24 protein-coding genes are annotated in these 23,529 nt (G+C 70.2%); 6 read left to right on the top strand and 18 right to left on the bottom strand.

The window, feature by feature from the left end; all coding sequences use genetic code 11:
- Positions 1-3: 3 nt before the first annotated feature.
- Together ACLBX9_RS24315 and ACLBX9_RS24310 are read right to left on the bottom strand one after the other, a co-directional pair.
- Positions 4-1,179, bottom strand: a complete 1,176-nt coding sequence (locus ACLBX9_RS24315) for an MFS transporter (protein ID WP_447720812.1) — start codon at positions 1,177-1,179, stop codon at positions 4-6.
- 303 nt (positions 1,180-1,482) lie between these two features.
- Positions 1,483-1,977: a MucR family transcriptional regulator gene (locus tag ACLBX9_RS24310; protein WP_447720733.1), complete on the bottom strand. Its 495-nt coding sequence runs from the start codon at positions 1,975-1,977 to the stop codon at positions 1,483-1,485.
- 322 nt (positions 1,978-2,299) lie between these two features.
- Between ACLBX9_RS24310 and ACLBX9_RS24305 the strand changes: the two genes are divergently transcribed.
- Complete coding sequence (locus ACLBX9_RS24305; RefSeq protein ID WP_447720732.1) at positions 2,300-4,096, top strand: outer membrane beta-barrel protein; 1,797 nt, start codon at positions 2,300-2,302, stop codon at positions 4,094-4,096.
- A gap of 5 nt (positions 4,097-4,101) precedes the next feature.
- On the opposite strand, the gene ACLBX9_RS24300 is transcribed toward ACLBX9_RS24305, so the two are convergent.
- Positions 4,102-4,806: an SDR family oxidoreductase gene (locus ACLBX9_RS24300; RefSeq protein ID WP_447720731.1), complete on the bottom strand. Its 705-nt coding sequence runs from the start codon at positions 4,804-4,806 to the stop codon at positions 4,102-4,104.
- A 57-nt stretch (positions 4,807-4,863) separates the two neighbouring features.
- Entirely contained in the window at positions 4,864-5,352 is a 489-nt protein-coding gene (locus ACLBX9_RS24295) for a nucleoside deaminase (RefSeq protein ID WP_447720730.1), read from the bottom strand.
- Positions 5,353-5,502: 150 nt separating this feature from the next.
- On the opposite strand from ACLBX9_RS24295, the gene ACLBX9_RS24290 reads away from it, so the two are divergent.
- The 4 genes from ACLBX9_RS24290 to rsmD all read left to right on the top strand — a co-directional run bounded on the left by ACLBX9_RS24290 (position 5,503) and on the right by rsmD (position 8,573).
- Positions 5,503-5,694, top strand: a complete 192-nt coding sequence (locus ACLBX9_RS24290; RefSeq protein ID WP_010683546.1) for a CsbD family protein — start codon at positions 5,503-5,505, stop codon at positions 5,692-5,694.
- Between the two features lie 77 nt (positions 5,695-5,771).
- Positions 5,772-5,948: a DUF1328 domain-containing protein gene (locus ACLBX9_RS24285; protein WP_010683547.1), complete on the top strand. Its 177-nt coding sequence runs from the start codon at positions 5,772-5,774 to the stop codon at positions 5,946-5,948.
- A 202-nt stretch (positions 5,949-6,150) separates the two neighbouring features.
- Positions 6,151-8,019, top strand: coding sequence for a pseudouridine synthase (locus tag ACLBX9_RS24280; protein WP_447720729.1), 1,869 nt, complete (start codon positions 6,151-6,153; stop codon positions 8,017-8,019).
- On the top strand, positions 8,016-8,573 hold the full coding sequence (rsmD, locus tag ACLBX9_RS24275) for a 16S rRNA (guanine(966)-N(2))-methyltransferase RsmD (protein ID WP_447720728.1): 558 nt from the start codon (positions 8,016-8,018) through the stop codon (positions 8,571-8,573). Before ACLBX9_RS24280 ends, rsmD begins: the two co-directional genes overlap by 4 nt.
- A 7-nt stretch (positions 8,574-8,580) precedes the next feature.
- Here the strand turns inward: rsmD and ACLBX9_RS24270 are convergent, their stop codons facing one another.
- The 4 genes from ACLBX9_RS24270 to ACLBX9_RS24255 form a co-directional block, all read right to left on the bottom strand.
- A complete protein-coding gene (locus ACLBX9_RS24270; protein ID WP_244625680.1) occupies positions 8,581-8,910 on the bottom strand; it encodes a cupin domain-containing protein in 330 nt (109 codons plus the stop codon).
- 49 nt (positions 8,911-8,959) lie between these two features.
- The gene (locus tag ACLBX9_RS24265) at positions 8,960-9,379 is read right to left on the bottom strand and encodes a helix-turn-helix domain-containing protein (protein ID WP_010683551.1); all 420 of its coding nucleotides are present in this window, start codon (positions 9,377-9,379) and stop codon (positions 8,960-8,962) included.
- A gap of 379 nt (positions 9,380-9,758) precedes the next feature.
- Positions 9,759-10,700 carry an alpha/beta fold hydrolase gene (locus tag ACLBX9_RS24260; protein ID WP_039892907.1) on the bottom strand — a complete coding sequence of 314 codons (942 nt, stop codon included), beginning with the start codon at positions 10,698-10,700 and terminating at the stop codon, positions 9,759-9,761.
- A complete protein-coding gene (locus ACLBX9_RS24255; protein ID WP_447720727.1) occupies positions 10,697-11,251 on the bottom strand; it encodes a phasin family protein in 555 nt (184 codons plus the stop codon). Before ACLBX9_RS24255 ends, ACLBX9_RS24260 begins: the two co-directional genes overlap by 4 nt.
- 204 nt (positions 11,252-11,455) lie before the next feature.
- On the opposite strand from ACLBX9_RS24255, the gene ACLBX9_RS24250 reads away from it, so the two are divergent.
- The gene (locus ACLBX9_RS24250; protein ID WP_447720726.1) at positions 11,456-13,117 is read left to right on the top strand and encodes an AMP-binding protein; all 1,662 of its coding nucleotides are present in this window, start codon (positions 11,456-11,458) and stop codon (positions 13,115-13,117) included.
- Here ACLBX9_RS24250 and ACLBX9_RS24245 read toward each other — a convergent pair.
- The 10 genes from ACLBX9_RS24245 to ACLBX9_RS24200 form a co-directional block, all read right to left on the bottom strand.
- Positions 13,090-13,443 (bottom strand): DUF6285 domain-containing protein, encoded by a 354-nt coding sequence (locus tag ACLBX9_RS24245; RefSeq protein WP_447720725.1) that lies wholly within the window; start codon positions 13,441-13,443, stop codon positions 13,090-13,092. The two genes, ACLBX9_RS24250 and ACLBX9_RS24245, sit on opposite strands and share 28 nt — an antisense overlap.
- A gap of 2 nt (positions 13,444-13,445) precedes the next feature.
- Positions 13,446-14,459 (bottom strand): phosphotransferase family protein, encoded by a 1,014-nt coding sequence (locus ACLBX9_RS24240; RefSeq protein WP_447720724.1) that lies wholly within the window; start codon positions 14,457-14,459, stop codon positions 13,446-13,448.
- Between the two features lie 3 nt (positions 14,460-14,462).
- Entirely contained in the window at positions 14,463-15,230 is a 768-nt protein-coding gene (locus ACLBX9_RS24235) for an SDR family NAD(P)-dependent oxidoreductase (RefSeq protein ID WP_447720723.1), read from the bottom strand.
- Position 15,231: 1 nt separating this feature from the next.
- Positions 15,232-16,410: an acetyl-CoA C-acyltransferase family protein gene (locus ACLBX9_RS24230; RefSeq protein WP_447720722.1), complete on the bottom strand. Its 1,179-nt coding sequence runs from the start codon at positions 16,408-16,410 to the stop codon at positions 15,232-15,234.
- A 16-nt stretch (positions 16,411-16,426) separates the two neighbouring features.
- Positions 16,427-17,632: an acyl-CoA dehydrogenase family protein gene (locus tag ACLBX9_RS24225; RefSeq protein WP_010683559.1), complete on the bottom strand. Its 1,206-nt coding sequence runs from the start codon at positions 17,630-17,632 to the stop codon at positions 16,427-16,429.
- A gap of 39 nt (positions 17,633-17,671) precedes the next feature.
- Positions 17,672-19,624 (bottom strand): DNA mismatch repair endonuclease MutL, encoded by a 1,953-nt coding sequence (gene mutL, locus ACLBX9_RS24220; protein WP_447720721.1) that lies wholly within the window; start codon positions 19,622-19,624, stop codon positions 17,672-17,674.
- A 308-nt stretch (positions 19,625-19,932) separates the two neighbouring features.
- Complete coding sequence (locus ACLBX9_RS24215) at positions 19,933-20,286, bottom strand: hypothetical protein (protein ID WP_010683561.1); 354 nt, start codon at positions 20,284-20,286, stop codon at positions 19,933-19,935.
- Positions 20,287-20,375: 89 nt separating this feature from the next.
- Complete coding sequence (locus ACLBX9_RS24210) at positions 20,376-21,362, bottom strand: branched-chain amino acid ABC transporter permease (RefSeq protein ID WP_010683562.1); 987 nt, start codon at positions 21,360-21,362, stop codon at positions 20,376-20,378.
- Between the two features lie 21 nt (positions 21,363-21,383).
- On the bottom strand, positions 21,384-22,271 hold the full coding sequence (locus tag ACLBX9_RS24205) for a branched-chain amino acid ABC transporter permease (RefSeq protein WP_010683563.1): 888 nt from the start codon (positions 22,269-22,271) through the stop codon (positions 21,384-21,386).
- Between the two features lie 28 nt (positions 22,272-22,299).
- Positions 22,300-23,517 (bottom strand): ABC transporter substrate-binding protein, encoded by a 1,218-nt coding sequence (locus ACLBX9_RS24200; RefSeq protein WP_447720720.1) that lies wholly within the window; start codon positions 23,515-23,517, stop codon positions 22,300-22,302.
- Positions 23,518-23,529: the final 12 nt, after the last annotated feature.

Raw genomic sequence — 23,529 nt, 5'->3', positions numbered from 1 at the left:
CCCTCAGATGCCGGATGCGGACGTCGACACGATCCCGCGCCCGCTGCGGTTCACCGCCGTCAGGACCAGCCCGAGCCCGACGAGGGACACCATGGCGGCAAGCAGCGGCAGCTGGCCGTAGCCGGCGCCGAGGGTCAGCGCCGAGCCGCCGAGGCAGGCACCGGTGGCGTTGCCCAGGTTGAACGCGCCCTGGTTGAGGGTTGAGGCGAGATTCGGGGCGTCGCTGGCGGCCTCCACCACCCAGATCTGCAGTGGCGAGACCAGGGCGAAGACCAGGGCCGACCATAGGATCAGCACCGCCAGCGTCATGCCGGGCTGGCGCGCGACGGCCGCCAGCACAACCAGCGCCGCGACGATACCCAGGAAGCTCCCGATGATCGTCGCCATCATACCGCGATCGGCGAAGCGGCCGCCCGCGAGGTTGCCGATCGTGAGGCCGGTCCCAGCGGCGAAGAGCGCGCCGGTGACGCCGTGTGGAGAGAGGCCGGTCACGCCGGTCAGGAACGGCGTGATGTAGGTGAAGACCGTGAAGAAGCTCACCGACGACAGGGTGGAGATCAGCATCGGCCGCAGCACCAACCAGCGTCCGAGGGCGCGGAACTCGCTGACGAGCCGCCCGCGCGTTCCGGGCAGGCCGACCGGGACGCAGAGCTGGATCGCCAGCGCCGCGGCGAGGCCGATCAGCACGACCGCCCAGAAGGTCGCGCGCCAGCCCGCGACCTGACCGAAGGCGGTCCCGAAGGGCACGCCCAGGACGTTGGCCAGGGTCAGGCCGGCGAACATGAGGGAGACGGCCTGCGTCCGCTTCTCGCGCGGCACCAGATCGCGCGCCACCACCGCCCCGATGCCGAAGAACGCACCGTGCGCGAAGGCGGTCAGGATCCGCGCCGCCATGAGCAGGCCGTAGCTTGGAGCCAGCGCGCAGGAGACATTGCCGACCAGGAACACGCCCATGAGGGCAAGAAGAGCCGTCTTCCTCGGCAGCCGCGCCGTCGCGATCGCCACGAGCGGCGCGCCGATCACCACGCCCAGGGCGTAGCCGGAGACCAGATAGCCGGCTTGCGGGATCGTGACGCCGAAGCTCTGCGCCACCTCCGGCAGGAGCCCCATGATGACGAATTCCGTGGTCCCGATTCCGAAGGAAGCGATGGCCAGGGCAAGGATCGGCAAAGGCGGCACGGCGAGGCTCTCCGGCGCGGGGCATGGCTCGATGGTGCAGAGCAGCATGCGCAGGATGGCAGCCGGCGACCGTCTGGATAGCTCACATGACGCGGCGCACCCTTGCGCGACGCGCAAGGGATGGTGGTCCCACACGAATCCTGTGTCGGTCACGCACGTGTGCCGTCGGCCGTCGCGGTAGCGCCATGGCCGGCGATGGTTACGGGTTCGGCCCTCGCGGTCGGTCGACTTCGCTGTGCGGGATCAGGCGGCCTCGACGGCCGTCGTTCCCGGATGGCGCCGCGTTGTGCCGAGCACGTTCCTCTACTCGGCTGGAGCCTTCTTGCGGCTGCGAGGCTTGGGCGCGGCCGTCTGCTGCGGTTCGGGCTGCTGTCCGCCTCGATCCTTGCGTCGCTGCTGACCGAGGCCCAGGGCCCGCGCAAGCTCTGAACGCTGCGCCGAGTAACTTGCTGCCGTCATGGGGTAATCGCGGGGCAGGCCCCATTTCTCGCGATACGCCTCGGGTGTGAGCCCGCGGAGCGTGAGATGCCGGCGCAGCGTCTTGTACGGCTTACCGTCCTCGAAACTTACGAGATGGTCGTGGGTGATGGATTTTCGGATCTGCGCCGGGCTTAACTTCTCAGCCTGTGTATTTGCTGAGCGGCCCACGGTGGAAAGTTGGGCTAGCGCGGAATGAACGCCGTTGATTAGCCCGGGAAGATCGGCAGGCGGTACCGAATTATTCGACACGTAGGCCGCGACGATATCGACCGCAAGCTCTATGTGCTCGGCATTCTCGCTCACAACGCTCTCGCTCACGGCCAACCCCCGTCATCGTCATTATACGTACCGATCAATCCCTCACGGATGCGATCGAAGTCTGCTAGATGATAACCGATTCAAAAGCATTTCTCAATCGGACTGCCTCCGTAGAGCGAAGCTCTGAGCGCTGATTGCAAATGCCGCCGAACAGCGTCGTTGACGGGGAATTAACTATGCCGGCGCTAGCCTTCATTAACCATGCCGATGACCAGTTTGGCTGCGGCGAGGCCAGTGAAACCCGGCATCCGGTGCTCGGGATCAAGGCGGAGACCGAGATCAGGTGCGGACGGCGGGGGTTGACCGGCTGGAACGGCAACAGATGCGGCTCGGCGTCGCGGCGCTGGCCTTCGCGCTCGCGACCGTTCCCGCTGCAGCCCAGCGTTTCGACGCGACGAGCCCGGTCACAGGGCAGCCCGACAACCCCGGAACCGGCCAAAATACGGCACCGAACGGCCTCCCGGCGCTGAGGCAGCGTATCCCGGACGGACTGTCGCGCGACGACGGGCGCGGCTCTCCCGGTGGCGACGCGACCAGCGGCGATCGGACTGGCGGAGACAGCCTGCGGTCACCCCTCTCTCAGGCGATACCCACGCAGGCCCAACCAGGCCTCTCGCAGCTCGATACCCGGGTCACCTCGGGCGGCCAGCGCACCGGCGGAAGCACCACGGCCCCGAGGAACCTCGCGCCGTCCTCGCTGCTGCGGACTCGCGCGGCGCCGCCCCGCCGGCTCGGCTCGGCCACCCGCCGGGTGACGCAGCAGATAACCCAGATCCCAAGCCCGGCGCTGCGGCTCACCCCAATCGTCCAGCAGCCCGTGGTCGGCGTCCCGCTCCCCCAAGCCGCGACGGCTCTGCGGCCGATTCTGCCACTCTTCGCGCTCTCCCCAGCCCTCGGCCTGCTGACCCCGGGCTTCATCCTCGGCACGGACCTCGCACGCCCCATTCCCACGGATCCGGCCTACGCGCCGATCGGCTACCAGATCGGCACCTTCACGGTGCTGCCGAGTTTCGCGCAGAGCATCGGCTACGATTCGAATCCCGACCAGACGTCGCGGCAGTTCGAACGGGGGTCGGTAGCGCTCCGCACTGAGGCCGCGGTCGATTTTCAGAGCAACTGGTCGTCCAGCGCCCTGCAGGGCTCGCTGCGCGGGGCCTACCTGGAGACGCCGCAGAACGAGGCCGCCAGCCGCCCCGCCGCGGACGGAACGGTACGCCTGCGCATCGACGCGACCCGGGACCTGCACATCGACGCCGAGGGTCGCTTCCTCGTCGACACGCAGCGCACGTCGAGCCCCAACCTCCAGGCCGCCGCCGGCAATCTCCAGGTCGCCACGGCCACGAGCCGCCCGCTGCTGGCCGTCTACGGCGCCTCCCTCGGCGCCACGCAGACCTTCAATCGGCTCTCCGTCACGCTGCGTGGCTCGGTCGACCGCTCGGAATTCGACAATGCCCGCCTCTCGGACGGGACCATCATCAACCAGGCCGATCGGAACCTGAACCAGTACAGCCTGCAGCTTCGCACAGCCTACGAGGTCAGTCCGGACTTCAGCCCATTCATCGACCTTCTGGGCGACACCCGCGTCTACGACCTGCGCCGGGACATCAATGGCGTACAGCGCGATTCGGACGGGATCGCCGTCGCCCTGGGAGCGAGCTTCGGCCTCGCCCGGACGCTGACGGGCGAGATCTCGGCCGGCATCCAGCACCGTACCTACACCGATGCCACCCTGCGGGACATCAACGCCCCTCTGGTCAACGCCGCCCTGGTCTGGTCCGCGAGCCCGCTCACCACGGTGCGGCTTACCGCGGCGACGGGCGTGACGGAGACCACGATCCCCGGGTCCAGCGGTATCCTCACCGATGTCGCGACCCTTGAGGTCCAGCACGACCTCCTGCGCAACGTCTCGCTCGTCGTCGGCGGCTCGTTCCTCCGGAACGCCTACCAGGGCAGCACGATCCGGGAGAACGGCTTCTCGGCGACCGCGCGCCTCGACTACCACCTGAACCGGTGGCTGACCCTACGCGGCACCTACATCTTCCAGCAGATCGACAGCACGGTGGCCGGGTCGAGCTTTAGCGAGAACACGTTCCTTCTCGGCGTGCGGGTAAATCCGTAGCCCGATCAGAACCGCTCCACCCAGGGGCGCAGCTCCAGCTCGGATGTCCAGGCGCTGCGGTCTTGGCGCAGCAGGTCGCGGTAGGCGCGGGCGATGGCGTCCGGATCGAGTTGGCTGTCGGGGGAGTCCGCCGGCTCGCCGCCGCGCAGCGAATTGCGGATCGCACCGTCGATCACGACGTGCGCCACGTGGATCCCCTGCGGTTGCAATTCGCGAGCGAGGCTCTGCGCCAAACCCCGCAAGGCGAATTTGCCCATCGCGAACGGCGCCGAGTTCGCGAACCCCTTGACGCTCGCCGACGCGCCCGTGAGCAGGATGGCGCCGTGGCGGTGCGGCAGCATGCGGCGCGCCGCAGCCTGCGCCACGAGGAAGGCACCGTAGGCCGAGACCATCAGGGCCTGCGCGACAGCCTCCGGATCCAGGCCGACGACGGGACCGCGCAGCCGCCCGCTGGCATTGTAGACGACCACGTCGGGCGCGCCGCCGAGAGCGGGCTCCAGGCGTGCGAACAGCGCTTCGACCTCGCCCGGCCGGCTCGCGTCGCAGGCATGGACCGCAGCGCCCGTTTCGGCGGCCAGCTCCGTGAGCTTGTCGACGTTCCGCGCGGCGAGACCGATCTTGAACCCATCGCCGGCCAGCAGCCGGGCGAGCGACGCGCTCAGGCCCGGACCCGCTCCGACGATCAAGGCGCGGGAATAAGTCGGAATCATCGTGCGATCCTCCGTCACGTCAGACAGAACGCGGATCCGGTGGCCCGGCTCCGGCGCTCAAGGCCGGCGCTGCGCGAAGAAATCCCGCAGGAGCGTCGCCGCCTCCTGCTCGCGGAAGCCGCCGTAGACGTCCGGCGCGTGATGGCAGGTCGCCTGGTTGAAGACGCGCGGCCCATGCTCGACGCCGCCCCCCTTCGGATCGGACGCCGCGTAATAGAGCCGGCGGATCCGCGCGAAGGAGATTGCGCCCGCGCACATCGGACAGGGTTCCAGGGTCACGTAGAGATCGCAGCCGACGAGGCGTTCGTCGCCAAGGGCCGCGCAGGCGGCCCGGATGGCCAGGATCTCCGCGTGCGCGGTCGGGTCCCGCAGGAGCCGTGGCTGGTTGTGGGCGACGGCCAGGACCGACCCGTCCCGCACCACCACGGCGCCCACCGGCACCTCGCCCAGAGCTGCCGCAGCGCGGGCCGCCGCGAATGCCCGGTCGAAGGCCGTGGTTTCGCTCGCGGTTGTGAACGCGGCGCCCGGGATCGGATCTGCTGCCAAGGTGTTCTCACTCCATCGCCGGAGCTGGCGATCAGGGAACGGCGCGCCGTTTAACACAAGGCAATGTTAAGCCCTGGAACATTCGAGCGACCGTTACCGTTTCTTGACCGATCGCGGCGCCGCCGCAGAAACCTTCAGAAGGACATCGCCATGAGCAGCACCACCGACAAGATTAAGGGCGTCGCCAACGAGGCCGTCGGCAAGGCCAAGCAGGGCATCGGCGACGTGACCGGCAACGACAAGATGAAGGCTGACGGTGCCGCTCAGGAGCTGAAGGGCAAGGCCCAGGGTACTGTCGGCGACGCCAAGAGCGCCGTGAAGTCCGCGACCGACAAGATCTGAGCGCCGACGAGAGATCGGAACGGGACCCGCGCGAGCGGGTTCCAATCATGAACCGGCTTGAATAACGCGAGGGTGCCATGATCGGTTGGGCTGTAACGTTTCTCGTCGTCGCGCTGATCGCGGCACTTCTCGGTTTCGGCGGCATCGCCGGCACCGCCATGGAGGCGGCCAAGATCGTTTTCTTCGTGGCCATCGCGCTGTTCCTCATCTCTGCAGTGTTCGGCGTGATGCGGGGACGCTCTCCCAGGCTGTGAAGACGGCCGACAGGTCACACGTCTTCGGGGGGTGGTCCAATGGGCCGCCCCCTTCTCAGTTGTGGCGGCTGCCAGCCTGGATCGGCCTTCGAGCGCGAGGTCGGGACGGCGATGCTCCGTGCCTCGGCACGCCGTGGACCACGTCGGATCCCGGCGAAGAGCACGTCTCGCCTGTCGTTGGCGGCTCTGGTAAGGCGCCCACATGAGCGATACGCCGAACCACGACCTGCCGGAGGGCCCCGCCCAGCCGGAACCCGAGACGACGCGGCCGGAAAGCTGGGCGCCAAGCACCGATGCGGGCCTCGCCGCCGAACCAGCCGGACGCCCGGTCAAGGGCGGCGCCGGTAAACGCAAGGGTGAGCCGCCGGCGCCGCAGCCCGTCGCCGAGGCCGAATCGGCCGGAGACGAACCGGTGGCGACGCCGCCGGGGGAGCGGATCGCCAAGGCGATGGCGCGGGCCGGTGTCGCTTCGCGCCGGGATGCGGAGGCGATGGTCCTCGCCGGCCGGGTCAGCGTGAACGGCGAGACCCTGACCTCACCCGCCCGAAACGTCACCGAGGACGACCGTATCCTCATTGACGGAGCACCGCTGCCGCTTCGGGAGCGCAGCCGACTGTGGATCTTCCACAAGCCGCGCGGCGTGGTCACGACGGCGAAGGATCCCGAGGGCCGGCAGACCGTCTTCGAGATCCTGCCGGACGAGCTCCCCAGGGTGGTGGCCGTGGGACGCCTCGACATCAACACCGAGGGCCTGCTGCTCCTCACCAACGATGGCGGCCTGGCAAAGGTGATCGCCCATCCCGACACGGGCTGGCTGCGCCGCTACCGCGTCCGCGCCCACGGCGATACGGATCAGGCGCAACTCGATAAGCTCGCCAAGGGCGTGACGATCGACGGGATGGAGTACGGTCCCGTGGAGGCCACCCTGGACCGGGTTCAGGGCGACAACGTCTGGCTGACGCTCGGCCTGCGCGAGGGGAAGAACCGCGAGGTCAAGCGGATCCTCGAGCATCTTGGCCTCTCGGTGAACCGCCTGATCCGGCTCTCCTTCGGGCCCTTCCAGCTCGGCGACCTCGAAGTCGGCCTCGTCGAGGAGGTGCGGACGCGCGTCCTCAAGGATCAGCTAGGCAAGAGCCTCGCCGAGCAGGCGGGCGTCGATTTCGAGAGTCCGGTGCGCGAACCGATCACGCCGTTCGGATCGGGCAAGAAAGTTGAGCGAGACGCGCGGACGGCCCAGGCGCCCGCCAGCCGCCGTAATGCCGCGCGGCCGGCGCCGACGCCGCGCGTCTCGACGGGCGGCTCCGGGTCCGGACCGCGCAACGCGGCGTGGCGCGACGAGGAGGCGGTGAAGCCGCGGGGAACGCGCATCCCGCGCCGAGGGGCGGATCCGCGGGCCGCGCAGGCCGCCGCCGCGGAGCGTGGCCGCGAGCGGGTCGGGTCGATCCGGGCCGGCGACCGTCGCGTCGTCGTGGAGCGCCTGTCGGCCACGCCCGTCGAGGCACCGCCGCCCGTGAAGGCGCGGCGCCGGTACGCCGAGGACAGCGCCTCCGAGCGTCCCGCGCGCCGCACGGGTGCCCGACCCGAGCGCGAGACGGTTTCCGGGGGCGAGCGCGGGGCCAGGGAGCGGCCGCAGAGCGAGGCGGCGCGCGCCGGCGCGGGTCCGCGCGCGCAGTCCCGGCGCGATGAGGATCGCGGTCCCAGGCCGGGCGGCCGTCGCGAACGCTCCTTCGAGGGCGGCCCATCGGACGGCGCATCGCGCGGCAAGGGCGGCTTCCGGGCTCCACGCGCAGAGGCCGGCAGGGACGACCCGGCCTTCGATCGCGGGAAGCCCCGCGGCGCCAAACCCGGATTTTCGAAACCCGGGGCGTCCAAGCCCGGCGGCTCCAGACCTGGCGGCTCCAGACCCGGCGGCTTCGCCGGGAAGGGGTCCGGAAACGGGTTCGGCAAGGGCGCGGGCGGTGGTGCGGGTGGCAGGCCCGGCGGTCGACCGGGATCAGCGCCCCGGGGCGGAGCACGGCCGGGTGGCGGATCCAAGCCCGGGGGCGGGCGGCCGCCGCGCGGAGCGCGATGAGGATCGTCGGCGGTGCGTGGCGCGGTCGCAAGCTCGCGACGCCGCGTACCGATGCGATCCGGCCGACCTCGGACCGCCTCCGCGAATCGCTCTTTAATGTGCTGACGCATGCCTACGAGGGAGCCGTAGCCAACGCCCGGGTGCTGGACCTTTTCGCCGGCACCGGAGCCCTGGGGTTCGAAGCGCTGTCGCGGGGCGCCGCCTACGCGCTGCTGGTCGATGAGGGAGCCGAAGCCCGCGCGGTGATTCGTTCGAACATCGAGATGCTCAGTGCCGAGGGGATGACGCGGCTGTTCCGCCGCGACGCGACGCGCCTCGGGCCAGCCGGGACCGCCGGCCGGTTCTCCCTCGTGTTCTGCGATCCGCCGTACCAGCGCGATCTGGCGCCGCGGGCTCTGGCGAGTGCGGCCGCGGGCGATTGGCTCGCCGCGGGTGCCCTCGTGATCGTCGAGGAATCCGAGGTCGTGCGACTGGCGTGGCCGGCGGGCTTCACCGAGCTGGAGCGCCGCGTCTACGGCGACACGGCCGTGGCACTCGCCCGTTTCGCCGGCTGATCGGCGCCTAGACCGCCTGCGGGATCTGCACCTGCGGGCCGAAATGGATCGCGAGCCACACCGTCGGCGTATCCGTTCGCTCGACACGATGGCGGCGATGCGGTTCGATCAAGACGGAATCGCCTGCACTCAACCGCCGCGGCACCGGCTCATCGACGAAGCGCAGGTCCGCCGAGCCGGCAAGGACCGCGACCCATTCTGCGTGCGGCTGATCGTAATGAAACCCCCGCGGACTCGCTTGTCCGCACGAGACGATGCGCTCGACGCGCAGGCCCGGCACCGCGACGAGCACCGTGACGACCTCATCCGGCGAATCGACCGGTACGTCCTTGAACAGGTTTACGAGATTCGTCGGATCGATGGCGGCCTCCTGTCGGGCGCGACCTTCAGGCGTCCACGGACGCTGCCCCCGACGCGCGCGCCTGCGCCAGCCGCGATGCGGACTTCACCAGGGCCAGGACGTCGCGGCGCATCTGATCGTCCGTGATCTGGTTATAGGCGCGCAGAAGTTCGAGCGCGCCGGTGAGGCGAAGGAGGGCCGGCCCGTTCTCCGTGCCGGTCTCCGGCTCGGGTTCGAAGAAGCTGGAGACCGGCACCCCAAGCCGTTCGGCGATCGCCTGCAGGCGCCCGGCGCCGACGCGATTCTTGCCGGTCTCGTACTTCTGCACCTGCTGGAAGCTCACGCCGAGCGCGCTGGCGAGGGCGGACTGGCTCAGCCCGTTGGCGGCACGCAGGAACGCGATGCGGCTGCCGACCCCGTGATCGATCGCTGTGGTCTGCTTCGGCTTGGGGGTTGGATTGGCCATGGAAAGTCGTCCGACAGTCATCTCAGTAGGTTGCCCAGCCTGGCCGCCGCGTCGGCCGCGAAACGCCACCCGCGGGCTCGATCACGCACAGTCAAGCTTTCGGCGCGCCGTGGTTGATGCCACAGTCGATGACTGCGCGCAATAAATGGTTACGTTCGAAAGTTTGCGATCATCAGCACAGCGTCGCTGTGCGTCGGGGAACGTTCCAGAATTTACTTGTACAACAGCAAATAATCAGCAGGAAAATGTAAAACAAAATTTAGAGATCTGCGATCGAGGACTCGAATTAACTGTCGGAATATGCGGCCCTTCGCCGAGGTGGGCGGCCCGGCCTCTCCGGCCCCGGGGCGCGATCCAGACCGCGTCCCGCACGGGTCGCTCAGGCGGCGGGTCCCAGCCAGTCCGTGACGATGGCGAGCTGGGCTTCGTCGAGCAGCGCCGGGGCGTGACCGCATTCGGGGATCTCGACGCGCCGCGTCGGCGGACCCCGCCGGGTCATCTCGTCGGCGGTCGAGGACAGGAGCAGGTCCGAATGCGCGCCGCGCAGCAGGAGGACCGGGCAGGTGATCGCATCCCAGTCCCGCCACATGCTGACGCTGTAGACCCGGCCGGGTCGGAAGGCGTCACCGATGCCGGGATCGTAGTGCGGGCGCCAGCCACCGTTCGGCTCGCGGAAGAAGCTGTGCTTGGCGATGTGACGCCACTGTTCGTCGGTGAGGGGCCCGAACGGGGCCAGCACGGTCCGCAGGCGCGACTCGCCCGATGCGAGGTTGTGGTGCAGCCGCGGTGCGTCGCGCAGGCGCGAGCCGATATGGCGGATCGGGGCCCAGGGCAGGAACGGGCCGATGTCGTTGATCACCATGCGACGGATCGGCGTGTTCGCCGAGGCGGCCAGAACCATGCCGGTCAGCCCGCCGAGGGATGTGCCGACCCAGTCGATCTTGCCGGCGAGGCGCAGGTGCGCGATCAGCGCCGCCATGTCGGCCGCGTATTGGGGCAAACCGTAGAGTTCCGGATCCTTGAGCCAGCCGCTCAGGCCGCGCCCGGCCAGGTCCGGGCAGACGACCCGGTATCCCATCTTGGCGAGGCGATAACCCAGCGCATCGAAATCGCGACCCTGGCGGCTCAGGCCGTGGACGCAGACCACCACGTGCGGGCTCTCCGGGTCGCCCCACTCGACGTAGGCGATGCGGTGGAAATCGTGCGGGGCGTAGGCCCAGAAGTGGCCGGTCCGGAACGGCACGTCGGCCTCGCTGAGGTCGTCGAGCCGCGGCATCGCCGCGTCCGCCGCCGCGACCTGCCCCGCCGAGGGGGCGCTCACGGTTTCTCGGTGCGGGCGGCGGCCTCGCGGGCGAGCCGGCTGGTGGTCTGGTGGAGATCGACCATCTGTTCGGTGAGCCGGCGCGACTGCTCCTGAAGGAAGGCAAGGTTCAGCGTCGCGGCTTCCCGGGCGTCGGCCGCCTTCGCGACACGTTCCGCGAAATCCAGGTTGGCGCGGATGTTGGTGTCTGCGGCGATCAGCACCCGGTGGCCGATCTCGCGCATCGCCGCCATGGCGTGGGAGGCGTTGTCCTCGAAGGCGTTGTAGAGCCGGGCGCCTGCAGCGTCCCACTGCTCGCGCATCCGGCGGGCACCGGCCACGTTGCTGTCGGTCAGCTGGTGCGCGGTCTCGCGGCTGGAGCCCATCACCGAACGCCAGCCTTCGAAGGTCTGCGCCATCGAGGTCTCGAAGGCGTTGAGCGCCATCTCGCCGGCCTCGGCGAAGCGCTCGTAGGCATCCCGTGCCCGGGCCACGCCGCTTTCCGCCGCGGCACGCCCGGCCTGGGTCGAGACCGCCGGCAGGTTGTCGTTTCCCACTGTCGTCCCCCGCATCTCGTCCGTCGCGGCGCCTCGCCCGGCGCCGTGGTCCACAGATGGCCTTCCGCCAGGGCGATCCTGCCGTCAACTCTGCGTCGTGACAGAAACCGGTCCCGGTGAGGCGCCCGGCAGCGGCGGCGATTGACAGCCGGGGCCGCGGCGAAATCTCTGTCCCGCGGAGCGAACGCCACGCCCGCCGCCCGCTCAGAAGGCTGCACGATGACGGAGACCCTTCAGACGCCCGATCGTCCGGACGGGACCGCCCGGCATCGATTCGAGGCCGGACTCGACCGGAGGCTCGCCAATTACGTGCCCCTGACGCCGGCGAGCCTGTTGGCCCGGGCCGCCGCCGCGGTCGGCGCGCGGGTCGCGGTGATCGACGGCGACCGGCATCTCACCTACGCGGACCTTTACGCAAGGTGTCGCCGCCTCGCCTCGGCGCTGGCGGCCCGCGGGATCGAAACCCTCGACACGGTCGCCATCCTCGCCCCGAACGTGCCCGAGATGATCGAGGCGCATTTCGGCGTGCCGATGCTGGGCGCCGTGCTCAATCCGTTGAACACCCGCCTCGATCCGGCGACCATCGCCTTCTCGCTGGCCCATGGCGGCGCCCGGGTGCTGATCGTCGAGGCCGATTGCGCGCCGCTGGCGGCGCAGGCCCTCGCCGACCTTGCGCAGCCGATCCTGGTGGTGGCGATCGGCGAGACCGGCATCCCCGGCGCGGTTTCCTACGAGGCCCTGCTCGATTCCGGCGACCCGGACTATGCCTGGACCGGCCCGGCGGACGAGTGGCAGTCGCTCTGCCTGCTCTACACCTCCGGCACGACCGGCGATCCCAAGGGCGCGGTCTACAGCCATCGCGGCGCCTATCTCCAGGCACTCGGCAACGCGGTGACCTTCGGGCTGACGGCCGAGAGCGTGTATCTCTGGACGCTGCCGATGTTCCATTGCAGCGGCTGGTCCTATCCCTGGGCGAGCGTCGCGGCCTGCGCGACCCAGGTCTGCCTGCGCAAGATCGAGCCGGCCGCGATCTTCCGGCTGATCGCCGCGCACGGCGTGACGCATCTCTGCGGCGCCCCGATCGTGCTCTCGATGATCGCCCACGCGCCCGCCGCCGATCGGGTCGCCTTCCCGCAGCGGGTGCGCTGCGCGGTCGGCGGGGCGGCGCCGTCCTCGACGATCATCCGCACCATGGAGGAGCTGGGCTTTCAGGTGACGCATCTCTACGGTGCCACCGAGAGCTACGGCCCGGCGACGGTCTGCCTGGCGCAGCCGGACTGGGCTGCGCTGACCGATGCGGACCGCTACGCCCGCATGGCCCGGCAAGGCGTGCCGCTGGCGACCCTCGAAGCGGTGTCGGTGGTCGATCCGGCGACTGACGCGCCTGTGGCCCGGGATGGCACGGCGGTCGGCGAGATTCTCCTGCGCGGCAACACGGTGATGAAAGGCTACCTGGGCAATCCCGATGCCACCGACCGGGCGCTCTCCGGCGGCTGGTACCGGACCGGCGACCTCGCAGTCTGGCACCCGGACGGCTCCGTCGAGATCAAGGATCGCTTGAAAGACATCATCATCTCGGGCGGCGAGAATATCTCCAGCCTGGAGGTGGAGGAGGTGCTGATGCGCCACCCCGCCGTGATGCTGGCCGCCGTGGTGGCGCGGCCGGACTCGACCTGGGGTGAGAGTCCGTGCGCCTTCCTGGAGATCAAGCCCGGGGCCGACGCGCCGAGCGATCAGGACGTGATCGCCTTCTGCCGCGCGCACATGGCCCGGTTCAAGGTGCCGAAGATGGTCGTGTTCGGCCCCCTGCCGAAGACCTCGACGGGCAAGATCCAGAAGTTCGTGCTGCGCGATCAGGCGCGGGATCTGCCATCGTCCTGAGCTGCGGCGGAGGGCGCGGCCAGCTTCCAGATCTGCGCAGCGACGTCTGCGGCCGCGCTCAGGGCGGCGTGCAGGTCGGGATCGGCGTCCCGTGCGCCGGAGCGGATCGCTTCCACGAGATCCGCGGCGGACTGGCCGGCGAGGACGCGCTCGGTCGTCCCGCGCTGTCGATCGCCCTCGGCGGTCTCGCGGGTCGCGATCCCGATCGCGTTGGCCACCATCAGCGCGACGTAGCGCGGGCGGCCAGTGAGGCCGGGAACCACCTCCTCGGTCAGCGCCCGGCGGGCCGCGTCGAGGAGGTCGGCGCCGGATGGCTCGTCCCGCATGCTCAGCTCCAGGCTCCGGGGGCGGTCGCCCGCAGGATGGTCCGTTCCAGATCGGGCACCATCCGGCCGGTCAGCGCCAGCTCCAGCGAGAACTCGCGGCCGGAGACGTGGCGGGCGCCCTGCTCCAGGGCGATCACCGCCCAGCGGACATGCGCCATCACCTCCCAGTAGGCGACGCGCTCCGGATCGACGGCGCGCCCGCCGGCCTCGGTGTAGCCGCGGTAGAAGGCGGCGCGGGACCCGATGCCGCCGGCCTCCAGTTCGGTTCGGCCGAACCGCCAGCAGGCGGCGCAGAACCAGCCGAGATCCTGCGCGGGGTCACCCCAGCCGGCGAATTCCCAATCGAGCACCGCGGTGAGGCCGGTGCCGTCGACCATGTAGTTCCCGGTGCGGAAATCCCGATGGACGAGGGTCGGAACCGGGCAGTCGGGGGCGCGAACCTCGCCCCAGCGCAGGCCCCATTCGATCGCCGGTCGCCGCGCCCCGATCCCGTCGAGGCACGCGCGCAGCCGGGCGATCTCGGCGCGGGCAGGATCCGGTTCGGGCGCGCCGAGAAAGGCCAGGGCGGCGGGCACCGGCTCCTGAACGTCGAGAGTCCGGTGGATTCGCGCGAGCTCGCGTCCCAGGTCCGCCGTCAGGAGCTCCCGGTCGCCGCCGAGGCCGAGGTCCTTGGCGATGCGCGGCCCGAGGCCCACGCCCTCGACCAGACCCATCAGCGCGAAGGGCGCGCCGGCGACCGCCGGATCCGCGCAGAAGCCGACCGGTTCGGGCACCCGCACACCCGCGCGCCAGACCGCTTCGAGGATTCGGAACTCCTCCGCCCGCGAACGGCTCGACGCGATGGTGGCGGCGGCGTCCATGCGCAGGACGAAAGCGCGCACCTCGTTTCCGAGACGGCAGCGGACCAGCCGGTTTTCCTGGATCGAACCGCCCCCGAGCGGGCGAACCTCCGCGATGGAGAGGTCCGGACAGTCGAGATGACTGGCCAGCCACGCGCGCAGCCGTTCCTGATCCATCCGCTACAGGCCCGACACCAAGTGGCCGCCATCGACCGCGACGACGCTGCCGGTCATGTACGCCCCGGCATCGGAGGCGAGCAGCAGCAGCGGGCCGTCGAGTTCCGCCGCCTCGCCGAGTCGCCGCTGCGGCACGCGCTTGATCAGGGCCTTCCCGGCCTCGGATTCGAAGAAGGCGTCGTTGAGCTCGGTCTTGATGTAGCCGGGCGCCAGGGCGTTCACCCGGATCCTGTGGCGGGCCCATTCCAGCGCCAGGCTCTTGGTGAGCTGCACGACACCCGCCTTCGAGGCCGCGTAGGGCGCGAGCCCCCCGGTGACGCGCAGCCCCAGGATCGACGCGATGTTGACGATGCTGCCGCCGGTCCCGTGCCGGACCATGCGCTGTCCCGCGGCCTGCGCGACCAGCCAGACGCCCTTCAGATTCGTGTCGAGTACCCCGTCCCAGTCCGCCTCCGTGAGGTCGAGGGCGGGCTTGGTGGCGGTGACGCCGGCATTGTTGACGAGCACCTGGACGGGACCGAAGCGCGTCTCGGCGGCGTCGAGCGCCCGCTCGATGCTGGCCGCATCGGTCACGTCCATGACCACCGCGTGGGCCTGCCCGCCTGCCTCGGCGACGCGGGCGACGGTCTCGGCGAGGGCGTCCGCCCGGCGCGCGCAGAGGGACAGGCGCGCCCCCGCCCGGGCCAAGGTTCCGGCGAAGTGGCGGCCGAGGCCGCTGGAGGCGCCGGTGACCAGAACGTGCCGGCCGGAAAGGTCGAAGAGATCGGCCATCTCAGTGCAGCCGCTCGACCGCCATGGCGATACCCTGGCCGCCGCCGATGCACATGGTCACCAGCCCGTAGCGGCCGCCGGTCCGGGCCAGTTCGTAGAGCGCCTTGACGGTGATGATCGCGCCGGTGGCGCCGATCGGGTGGCCGAGCGCGATGGCGCCGCCATTGGGGTTGACCCTGTCGGGATCGAGGTCCAGTTCGCGCGACACCGCGCAGGCCTGCGCCGCGAAGGCCTCGTTGGACTCGATGACGTCGAAATCCGCCGCCCGCAGGCCCGTCCGCGCCAGAAGGCGCTGCACCGCCGGGACCGGGCCCATCCCCATCTCGGAGGGATCCACGCCCGCATGGGCGTAGCCGACGATCCGGGCGAGCGGCGTGCGGCCGTCGCGCTCGGCCCGGCTCGCGCTTGACAGCACGAGGGCGGCGGCGCCGTCGTTGAGGCCCGAGGCGTTGCCGGCCGTCACGCTGCCGGTCTTGGAGAAGGCCGGGCGCAGCTTGCCGAGGTCCTCGGCGCTCGTGGCCTTCGGGTGCTCGTCGGTGTCGAACGCCACCGTCTCGCGCTTGCGTTGCACGTCGATCGGCAGGATCTGGTCGCGGAACCGGCCCTCGCGGATGGCCCGGGCGGCCCGCGCCTGGCTCTCGGCGGCGAAGGCATCCTGCTGGTCGCGGGAGATGCCATAGCGCTCCGCCACGTTCTCCGCGGTGACGCCCATGTGGCCGTTGCCGAACGGGTCGCTCAGCGCGCCGAGCATGTAGTCGACCAGCACGGCATCGCCCATGCGCTGCCCGTTGCGCCCGACCTTCAGGAGGTGCGGCGCGCGGCTCATGCTCTCGGCGCCCCCGGCGACGGCCGTCTCGGCATCGCCGAGCAGGATCGACTGGGCGGCCGAGACGATGGCCTGCAGGCCGCTGCCGCAGAGGCGGTTGACCGTCATGGCCGGCACCTCCTTGGGGATGCCGCCCTCCATGGCGGCGACGCGGGCGATGTAGGCGTCCCGAGGCTCGGTGGGGATCACGCTGCCGAGGACCACGTGGCCGATCGCCTCCGGAGCCGTTCCGGCACGGCGCAGAGCCTCCGCCACGCACCTGGCCGCCAGCTCCGAGGGCGGGATCGCCGCCAGCGCGCCGCCGAAAGTGCCGATCGCGGTCCGCACCGCGCCGGTGATGACGACATCGGTCATGCTCGGAACTCCTCGCTCACGCGCCCACCGGCCACGACCAGAAGGCGTCGCCTTCGGCCTCCAGGTTGCGGTTGAGCACCATCTTGTGGACCTCGTCGGCCCCGTCCACCAGCCGGGCCTGCCGGGCGTACCGGTAGATCCATTCCAGCGGCGTGTCGGTGGAGTAGCCGCGGGCGCCGTTGATCTGGATCGCCACGTCGGCCGCAGCGTGCAGGAGGTTGGCCACGTGCACCTTCGCCATCGAGACCTCCTTGCGGGCGAAGCTGCCCTGATCCAGCGCCCAGGCGGCCTTCATCACCAGCAGGCGGCCGATCTCGATCCGCATGGCGAGGTCGCCCAGCATGAGCTGGATGCTCTCGCGGTCGGCCAGCCGGATCCCGAAGCCGTGCCGCTCCGCCGCGTAGGCGCGGGCGATCTCGACGCAGCGCTTCGACAGGCCGAGCCAGCGCATGCAATGGGTCAGACGGGCCGGGCCGAGGCGGATCTGCGTCAGCTTGAGCCCGTCGCCCTCGTTCATCAGGACGTTCTCGGCCGGGATCTCCAGGCCGTCGAACAGCAGCTCGCAATGGCCGCCGTGCTCCTCCGGCCCCATGATCGGGATTCGGCGGAGGATCTCCCAGCCGGGCTGGTCCCTGTGGAACAGGAAGGCGGTCAGCCCCTTGCGGGCGTCGTCGGAGGTCCGCGCCATCAGGATGAAGTGGGCGGCCTCCTCGGCGCCGGTGATGTACCACTTGCGGCCGGTGACCACGTAGGTGTCGCCGCGCCGCTCGGCCCGGGTCTGGATCATGCCGGGGTCGGAGCCGCCGCCGGGATGAGGCTCGGTCATGGCGAAGGCCGAGCGCACCCGGCCGTCCACGATCGGCGCGAGCCAGCGCTCCTTCTGGGCGGGGGTCGCAACCTTCTCCAGCACCATCATGTTGCCGTCGTCCGGCGCGGCGGAGTTGAACACGACCGGCCCGAAGATCGAGCGGTTCATCGCCTCGTAGCAGACCGCCATGCCGACCTTGTCGAGCCCGGCCCCGCCGGTCTCGGGCCTGAGCTGGAGGCACCACAGGCCTTCCTCCCGCGCGAGGCCGCGCAGCCGCGCGAGTTCGGGCAGGCCGATGTTGCCGTGGCCGTCATAGGCGGAGGGGTCCGCCTCCAGCGGCAGGATGTGCGCGTCCACGAAGGCCGCGATGCGGGCGCGGTACTCCTCGACGCGGGGCGAGATGGTGAAATCCATGGATCGCGGCCTCTGGCGGGTGCCTGTGCACGGTGAGGTCTATCGACGGCCGAACAGTCTCTCAATGTCGGAGAGTTTCAGTTCGATCGATGTGGGACGACCGTGATTGCACTGCCCGGAATTGGGCGTCGCCTCCATCTCGCGCAGGAGGGCATTCATCTCCTCGGGCCTCAGGCGGCGTCCGGCGCGGATCGAGCCGTGACAGCTCATCCGCGACAGGACCGCGTCGAGGCGCCGGCCCAGGGGACCGCCCTCCGTCGCGGCGGCCCCCCCCTCCTCGTCGCCGCTCGCCGCCAGGGCGTCGAGGATGTCGGTGACGAGGTCGCGCACCGACGCCCCGATCAGCGCCGCCGGTATCTCCCGCACCAGCACGGCGCCGGGGCCGAACGCCTCTATGGCGAGACCGAGCCGGTCGAGCTCCGGCGCGGCGGCGACCAGGCGGTCGGCCTCCTCAGGGCTCATCTCGACCACGTCGGGGATGAGCAGGCCCTGCCGGGCGATCCCGCCCGCCGAACGTTCGGCCTTCATCCGCTCGTAGACGAGGCGTTCGTGGGCGGCGTGCTGGTCCACGATCACGAGGCCATCCCGGGTCTGGGCCAGGATGTAGGTCTCGTGGATCTGGGCGCGGGCCGCCCCGAGGGCATGGTCGACGGCCTCGTCGGAGGCCGGGATCGGGCGGCTGTCGGCCTGCGGCGGGGCGATCGGCGCCGGGGCGGCGCGCGGGGGCTCGAACAGGGCCTGGGCGGTCTCGCCGAAACCCGGTGCGGGATCCGCGGCAAGGGCCGCCGCGGGCTGCCACGTGTCCGGCTGCCGGTATCCCGACGGCGCCGCCACGGAGGGCGTTCCGGCAGCGAAGGCAGGCGGACGCGAGGGCCGGAACAGGCTCGGCATTGCGGCGCCGGTATGGGTCGCCAGGGCCGGCGCCGCCGGACGCAGGGCCTCGAGGGTCCGCGCCGCGCCAGTCGTGGCCGAGCGGGCGCCGCCGCGATTCAGGGCGTCGTGGATCGCGCTCACGATCAGCGCGCGCACAAGCCCGGGCTCGCGGAACCGCACCTCGGTCTTCGCGGGATGCACGTTGACGTCCACGCGATCCGGATCGCAGGCGATGGCGAGCCCGAGCACAGGATGTCGGTCGGAGGCCAGGGTGTCGGCGTAGGCGCCGCGCACCGCCCCGAGGAGCAGCCGGTCGCGGACCGGCCGGCCGTTGACCACGAGGTGGATGTAGCCGGCGGCACCGCGGTGATACGTCGGCAGGCCGACATGGCCGGTCACCGAGAAGCCCTCGCGGACGAGGGAGACCGGCAGGGCGTTCGCGGCGAAATCCGGCCCCAGCACCGCGGTCAGGCGGCGCAGCTCGGCGTCGGCACCGGTCTCGGCCGGCAGGATCAGGGGCTGGCCGGCATCGGCCCGCAGGGTGAAGCGGATGCCAGGCTGCGCCACGGCGAGGCGGCGCAGGGTCTCGGCGATGGCGGCATTCTCGGCCCGGTCCGATTTCAGGAACTTCAGCCGCGCCGGCGTCGCGGCGAACAGCTCGGTCACCTCGATCCGGGTGCCGCGCTGGGCCGGGGTAGGACGGACGGCGCCCTTCGAGCCGGAATCGACCGTCAGGCTGGCACCGGCCTCGGCGTCGTGTGTGCGGGTAACCAGGGTAAGGCGCGACACGGCCCCGATCGACGGCAGGGCCTCGCCGCGGAAGCCCAGCGTCGCGATCGCCGAGAGGTCGCCACCGGGGAGCTTCGAGGTCGCGTGACGCTCGACCGCGAGTTCGAGGTCCTCCGGCGCCATGCCGCGACCGTCGTCGACCACCCGGATCAGGCGGCGGCCGCCGGCCTCCACGGTGACCTCGACCGTGCGGGCGCCGGCATCGATCGCGTTCTCCACGAGTTCCTTCACCGCCGAGGCGGGCCGCTCCACGACCTCCCCGGCCGCGATGCGGTCGACGAGGATGGGATCGAGGCGGCGGACGTGCGGCGCTGTCAGGGAAACGGACATCGGCCGCGACGATAGCGGCTGCGGCGTGCCGTTCCAATCGCTGCGGGTGACTCAGGCAGGGCCGAGAGGCCGGTTTAACGTGTTGCACCATCTGCGGGTACGGATGGAGCGTCGAACAACCGCGCCGTCATTCCGGAACGCCGCAGGCGAGCCCGGAATCCAGAACCGTCGACCGAGCCGTTTCGAGTTCGCCGCGCGGGTCTAGATTCCGGGCCCTGCTCCGCAGTCCCGGAATGACGCGGTACAAGCCCGCCCCGCCTCGAACGGGCTTCGACCGGAGCTTCTATTCCTGGTGATCCGTTGAGCGCTCAGGCGCGCCTTGCGGAACCGCCGAGGGAGATCCGGCTCGCGCTGCCGCGGGTGCCGTGGCTGGGCGACGCATAGGGGCGGCGCGACAGGTCGTAGAGGACGTTGCCGACGAGACCTGCGGCCCGGCGCAGGGTCGCGCCCTCGCACGTGGCGGCCACGCGGATCCCGATTTCGTGGGTGTGGCTGCGGCCGTAGAGCCAGACGGCGAGCCGCGCCCGCGTCGCCTCCGGGATGCCGTCCAGCAGGTAGGCGGCGCCGTCGGGATCGGACCGCATCAGCCGGCCCACCGTCTCCGGCGGCACCGGGCAGTCGAGGGCGGGATCGTCGATGCTGAGCGCGCGAGCCTTCGTCATGGAGGCACCTGACCGTTCTGAAATCCCAGGTTGAACGGCCTTGGTTAACGAACGGTGACCGGGCGCGCGGCCCGGCCGAGAAGGCCGCCTCAGAGGGGCTTGCGGATCAGCCGGGCGATCAGGCCGACGATGCCCTCGCGGAACAGCAGCACGCAGAGCACGAAGACGCAGCCCTGGATGATCGTCACCCAGGCGCCGAACTGCGCGAGATACGTCTCCATCGTGACGATCACCAGCGCGCCGACGATCGGTCCGAACACCGTGCCCATGCCGCCGACGAGGGTCATCAGCACCACCTCGCCCGACATCGACCAGTGCACGTCGGTGAGCGAGGCCAGCTGGAACACGATCGCCTTCGTCGAGCCGGCGAGCCCCGCGAGCGTCGCCGAGAGGACGAAGACCGCGAGCTTGTACTGGCTCGCCCGGTAGCCCAGCGAGATCGCCCTCGGTTCGTTGTCGCGGATCGCCTTCAGCACCTGCCCGAAGGGCGAGTGGATGATCCGGTAGATGAGCAGCATCCCGGCCATGAAGATGACCGCCACGACGGCGTACATGGCCCGGTCGTCGGCGAGGCTGATCGTGCCGAACAGCGCGCCGCGCGGCACCGCCTGGATGCCGTCCTCGCCGCCGGTGAACTTCGCCTGGAGGGAGAAGAAGAACACCATCTGGGCCAGCGCCAGGGTGATCATCGAGAAGTAGATGCCCTGGCGTCGGATCGCCAGCGCGCCGAAGACGAGCCCCAGCAGGGCCGCCGTCACCGTGCCGGTGAGGATCGCCAGTTCAGGCGTGAAGCCGAGGCTTTTCGCCGTGTAGGCGCAGAGATAGCTCGCCATGCCGAAATAGGCGGCGTGGCCGAAGGAGAGCAGGCCGCCGTAGCCGAGAAGCAGGTTGAAGGCGAGCGCGAACAGCGCGAAGCACAGCACCTTCATCAGGTAGACGGGATACAGGACGAGGGGCGCCACGATCAGCAGGACGGCGATGCCGACGAAGATCAGGCGGTGGAGCGCCTTGTCGTCCCGGGTCGTCGGCAGCGCGGCGGCGATCGGGGCGGCGTCGAGGGCGGCGGTGTCGGCCATGGGGTGTGCCTCAGTTCGCGGTCAGGCCGTGCGCCCGAACAGGCCGGCGGGTTTGACGAGCAGCACCAGCACCATGATCACGAAGATCACGGTGGCCGACGCCTCCGGATAGAACACCTTGGTCAGACCCTCGACGAGGCCGAGGGTGAAGCCCGTGATCACCGAGCCGATGATCGAGCCCATGCCGCCGATCACCACCACGGCGAAGACCACGATGATGATGTCGGCACCCATGTTTGGGTTCACCGAGTAGATCGGCGCGGCCAGTACGCCGGCGAAGCCCGCCAGCGCGACACCGAAGCCGTAGGTCAGCGTCAGGAACAGCGGCACGTTCACCCCGAAGGCCTGGACGAGCGTCGGGTTCTCGGTGGCCGCCCGGAGATAGGCGCCGAGCTTGGTCTTCTCGATCACGAGCCAGGTGGCGATGCAGACGGTGAGCGAGGCTACCACCACCCAGGCCCGGTAGTTCGGCAGGAACATGAACGGCAGGCGCTGGCCGCCGGACAGCTCGGCCGGGATCGCGTAGGGCAGGCCCGAGACGCCGTACTGGTTGCGGAACAGGCCCTGGATGATCAGGGCCAATCCGAAGGTCAGCAGCAGGCCGTAGAGGTGGTCGAGCTTGTAGAGCCGGGCGATCAGAACCCGTTCGAGCAGGATGCCGAAGGCACCGACCACGAGGGGCGCCAGTCCCAGGGCCCACCAGTAGCCGAGGCCCACGTAGGTGAGCAGCATCCAGGCCACGAACGCGCCCATCATGTAGAGCGCGCCGTGGGCGAAGTTGATGATGTTCAGGAGCCCGAAGATGATGGCGAGCCCCAGCGACAGGATCGCGTAGAACGAGCCGTTGATCAGGCCGAGCAGCAATTGCCCGAACAGGGCCTGCGTCGGCACACCGAAGATCGTCGTCATGGGCTCCCCTCCGTGCCGCGACCGGCGCTCAACCCTTCACGAGGGGGCAGTTGCCCTCGTTGAGCGGGCGGAAGACCTGATCGCCGGGGATGGTCTCGAGCTTCTTGTAGAGGTCCCACTCGCCCTTCGATTCCGCGGGCTTCTTGACCTCGAACAGGTACATGTCGTGGATCTTGCGCCCGTCGGCGCGGATCACGCCCTTGCCGAACAGCGGGTCGTCGGTCGGCATCGCCTTCATCTTGGCGACCGTGGCGGCGCCGTCGGCGGTCGACTTCAGCTCGGCCACCGCCTTCAGATAGTGGAGCACGTCCGAGTAGACGCCGGCATGGTTGGCGGTCGGCTTCGAGCCGCCCTTCATCTGCTTGGCGAACCGGTCCGAGAAGGCGCGCGTCTGGTCGTTCAGGTCCCAGTAGAACGGCTCGGTGAGGACCAGACCCTGCGCGACCTTGGTGCCCAGCGAGTGCACGTCCGAGGAGAAGACCAGGAGGCCGGCGAGCGCCTGCCCGCCCTCGGTGATGCCGAACTCGCCGGCCTGCTTGATCGAGTTGATCGTGTCGGTGCCGGCGTTGGCGAGGCCGATCACCTTCGCGCCCGACCCCTGCGCCTGCAGCAGGAAGGATGAGAAGTCCGAGGTCGGGAACGGCGTCTTGACCGAGCCCACGACCTTACCGCCGTTCTTGGTGATCACCGCGGTGGTGTCGCGCTGAAGCGTTTGGCCGAACACGTAGTCGGCGGTGAGGAAGAACCACGTGTTGCCGCCGCGCTTCACCATGGCGCCGCCGGTGCCGTTGGCGAGCGCCACCGTGTCGTAGACCCAGTGAATCGTGTTCGGCGTGCATTGCGGGCCGGTGAGGTCGGCGGTGCCGGCGCCGGTGTCGATGAAGACCTTGTTCTTCTCCTTGGTGACCTGGCTGATCGCCAGCGCCACCGAGGAGGTCACGCCGTCCGTGATCATGTCGACGGCGTCGCGGTCGTACCATTGCCGGGCGATGGCGGCGCCGACGTCGGGCTTGTTCTGGTGATCGGCGGAGACGATCTCGACCTTCAGGCCGTGCTGCTCCGGCTTGAAATCCTCGATCGCGAGCTTCGCGGCCACCACCGAGCCCTCGCCGCTGATGTCGGAATAGGCGCCCGAGCGGTCGCCGAGGATGCCGATCTTCACGTTGGTCTGCGCGGCCGCGGTGCCCATCATCAGGGCTCCGGCGAGGGCTGCGAGGGTCGCGGGCCGGGCGATACGTCCGAACATCTTCGTTTCCAT

The organism is Methylobacterium sp. A49B, from assembly GCF_053346215.1.
This window is presented reverse-complemented; position numbering and strand designations above follow the sequence as displayed.

Excerpts from the sequence above, each read along its gene's own strand:
- ACLBX9_RS24305 (WP_447720732.1), top strand. The coding sequence starts at position 2,300 with ATGCGGCTCGGCGTCGCGGCGCTGGCCTTCGCGCTCGCGACCGTTCCC.
- ACLBX9_RS24300 (WP_447720731.1), bottom strand. The coding sequence starts at position 4,806 with ATGATTCCGACTTATTCCCGCGCCTTGATCGTCGGAGCGGGTCCGGGC.
- ACLBX9_RS24290 (WP_010683546.1), top strand. The coding sequence starts at position 5,503 with ATGAGCAGCACCACCGACAAGATTAAGGGCGTCGCCAACGAGGCCGTC.
- ACLBX9_RS24285 (WP_010683547.1), top strand. The coding sequence starts at position 5,772 with ATGATCGGTTGGGCTGTAACGTTTCTCGTCGTCGCGCTGATCGCGGCA.
- ACLBX9_RS24280 (WP_447720729.1), top strand. The coding sequence starts at position 6,151 with ATGAGCGATACGCCGAACCACGACCTGCCGGAGGGCCCCGCCCAGCCG.
- rsmD (WP_447720728.1), top strand. The coding sequence starts at position 8,016 with ATGAGGATCGTCGGCGGTGCGTGGCGCGGTCGCAAGCTCGCGACGCCG.
- ACLBX9_RS24265 (WP_010683551.1), bottom strand. The coding sequence starts at position 9,379 with ATGGCCAATCCAACCCCCAAGCCGAAGCAGACCACAGCGATCGATCAC.
- ACLBX9_RS24255 (WP_447720727.1), bottom strand. The coding sequence starts at position 11,251 with ATGCGGGGGACGACAGTGGGAAACGACAACCTGCCGGCGGTCTCGACC.
- ACLBX9_RS24250 (WP_447720726.1), top strand. The coding sequence starts at position 11,456 with ATGACGGAGACCCTTCAGACGCCCGATCGTCCGGACGGGACCGCCCGG.
- ACLBX9_RS24245 (WP_447720725.1), bottom strand. The coding sequence starts at position 13,443 with ATGCGGGACGAGCCATCCGGCGCCGACCTCCTCGACGCGGCCCGCCGG.
- ACLBX9_RS24240 (WP_447720724.1), bottom strand. The coding sequence starts at position 14,459 with ATGGATCAGGAACGGCTGCGCGCGTGGCTGGCCAGTCATCTCGACTGT.
- ACLBX9_RS24235 (WP_447720723.1), bottom strand. The coding sequence starts at position 15,230 with ATGGCCGATCTCTTCGACCTTTCCGGCCGGCACGTTCTGGTCACCGGC.
- ACLBX9_RS24230 (WP_447720722.1), bottom strand. The coding sequence starts at position 16,410 with ATGACCGATGTCGTCATCACCGGCGCGGTGCGGACCGCGATCGGCACT.
- ACLBX9_RS24225 (WP_010683559.1), bottom strand. The coding sequence starts at position 17,632 with ATGGATTTCACCATCTCGCCCCGCGTCGAGGAGTACCGCGCCCGCATC.
- mutL (WP_447720721.1), bottom strand. The coding sequence starts at position 19,624 with ATGTCCGTTTCCCTGACAGCGCCGCACGTCCGCCGCCTCGATCCCATC.
- ACLBX9_RS24215 (WP_010683561.1), bottom strand. The coding sequence starts at position 20,286 with ATGACGAAGGCTCGCGCGCTCAGCATCGACGATCCCGCCCTCGACTGC.
- ACLBX9_RS24210 (WP_010683562.1), bottom strand. The coding sequence starts at position 21,362 with ATGGCCGACACCGCCGCCCTCGACGCCGCCCCGATCGCCGCCGCGCTG.
- ACLBX9_RS24205 (WP_010683563.1), bottom strand. The coding sequence starts at position 22,271 with ATGACGACGATCTTCGGTGTGCCGACGCAGGCCCTGTTCGGGCAATTG.
- ACLBX9_RS24200 (WP_447720720.1), bottom strand. The coding sequence starts at position 23,517 with ATGTTCGGACGTATCGCCCGGCCCGCGACCCTCGCAGCCCTCGCCGGA.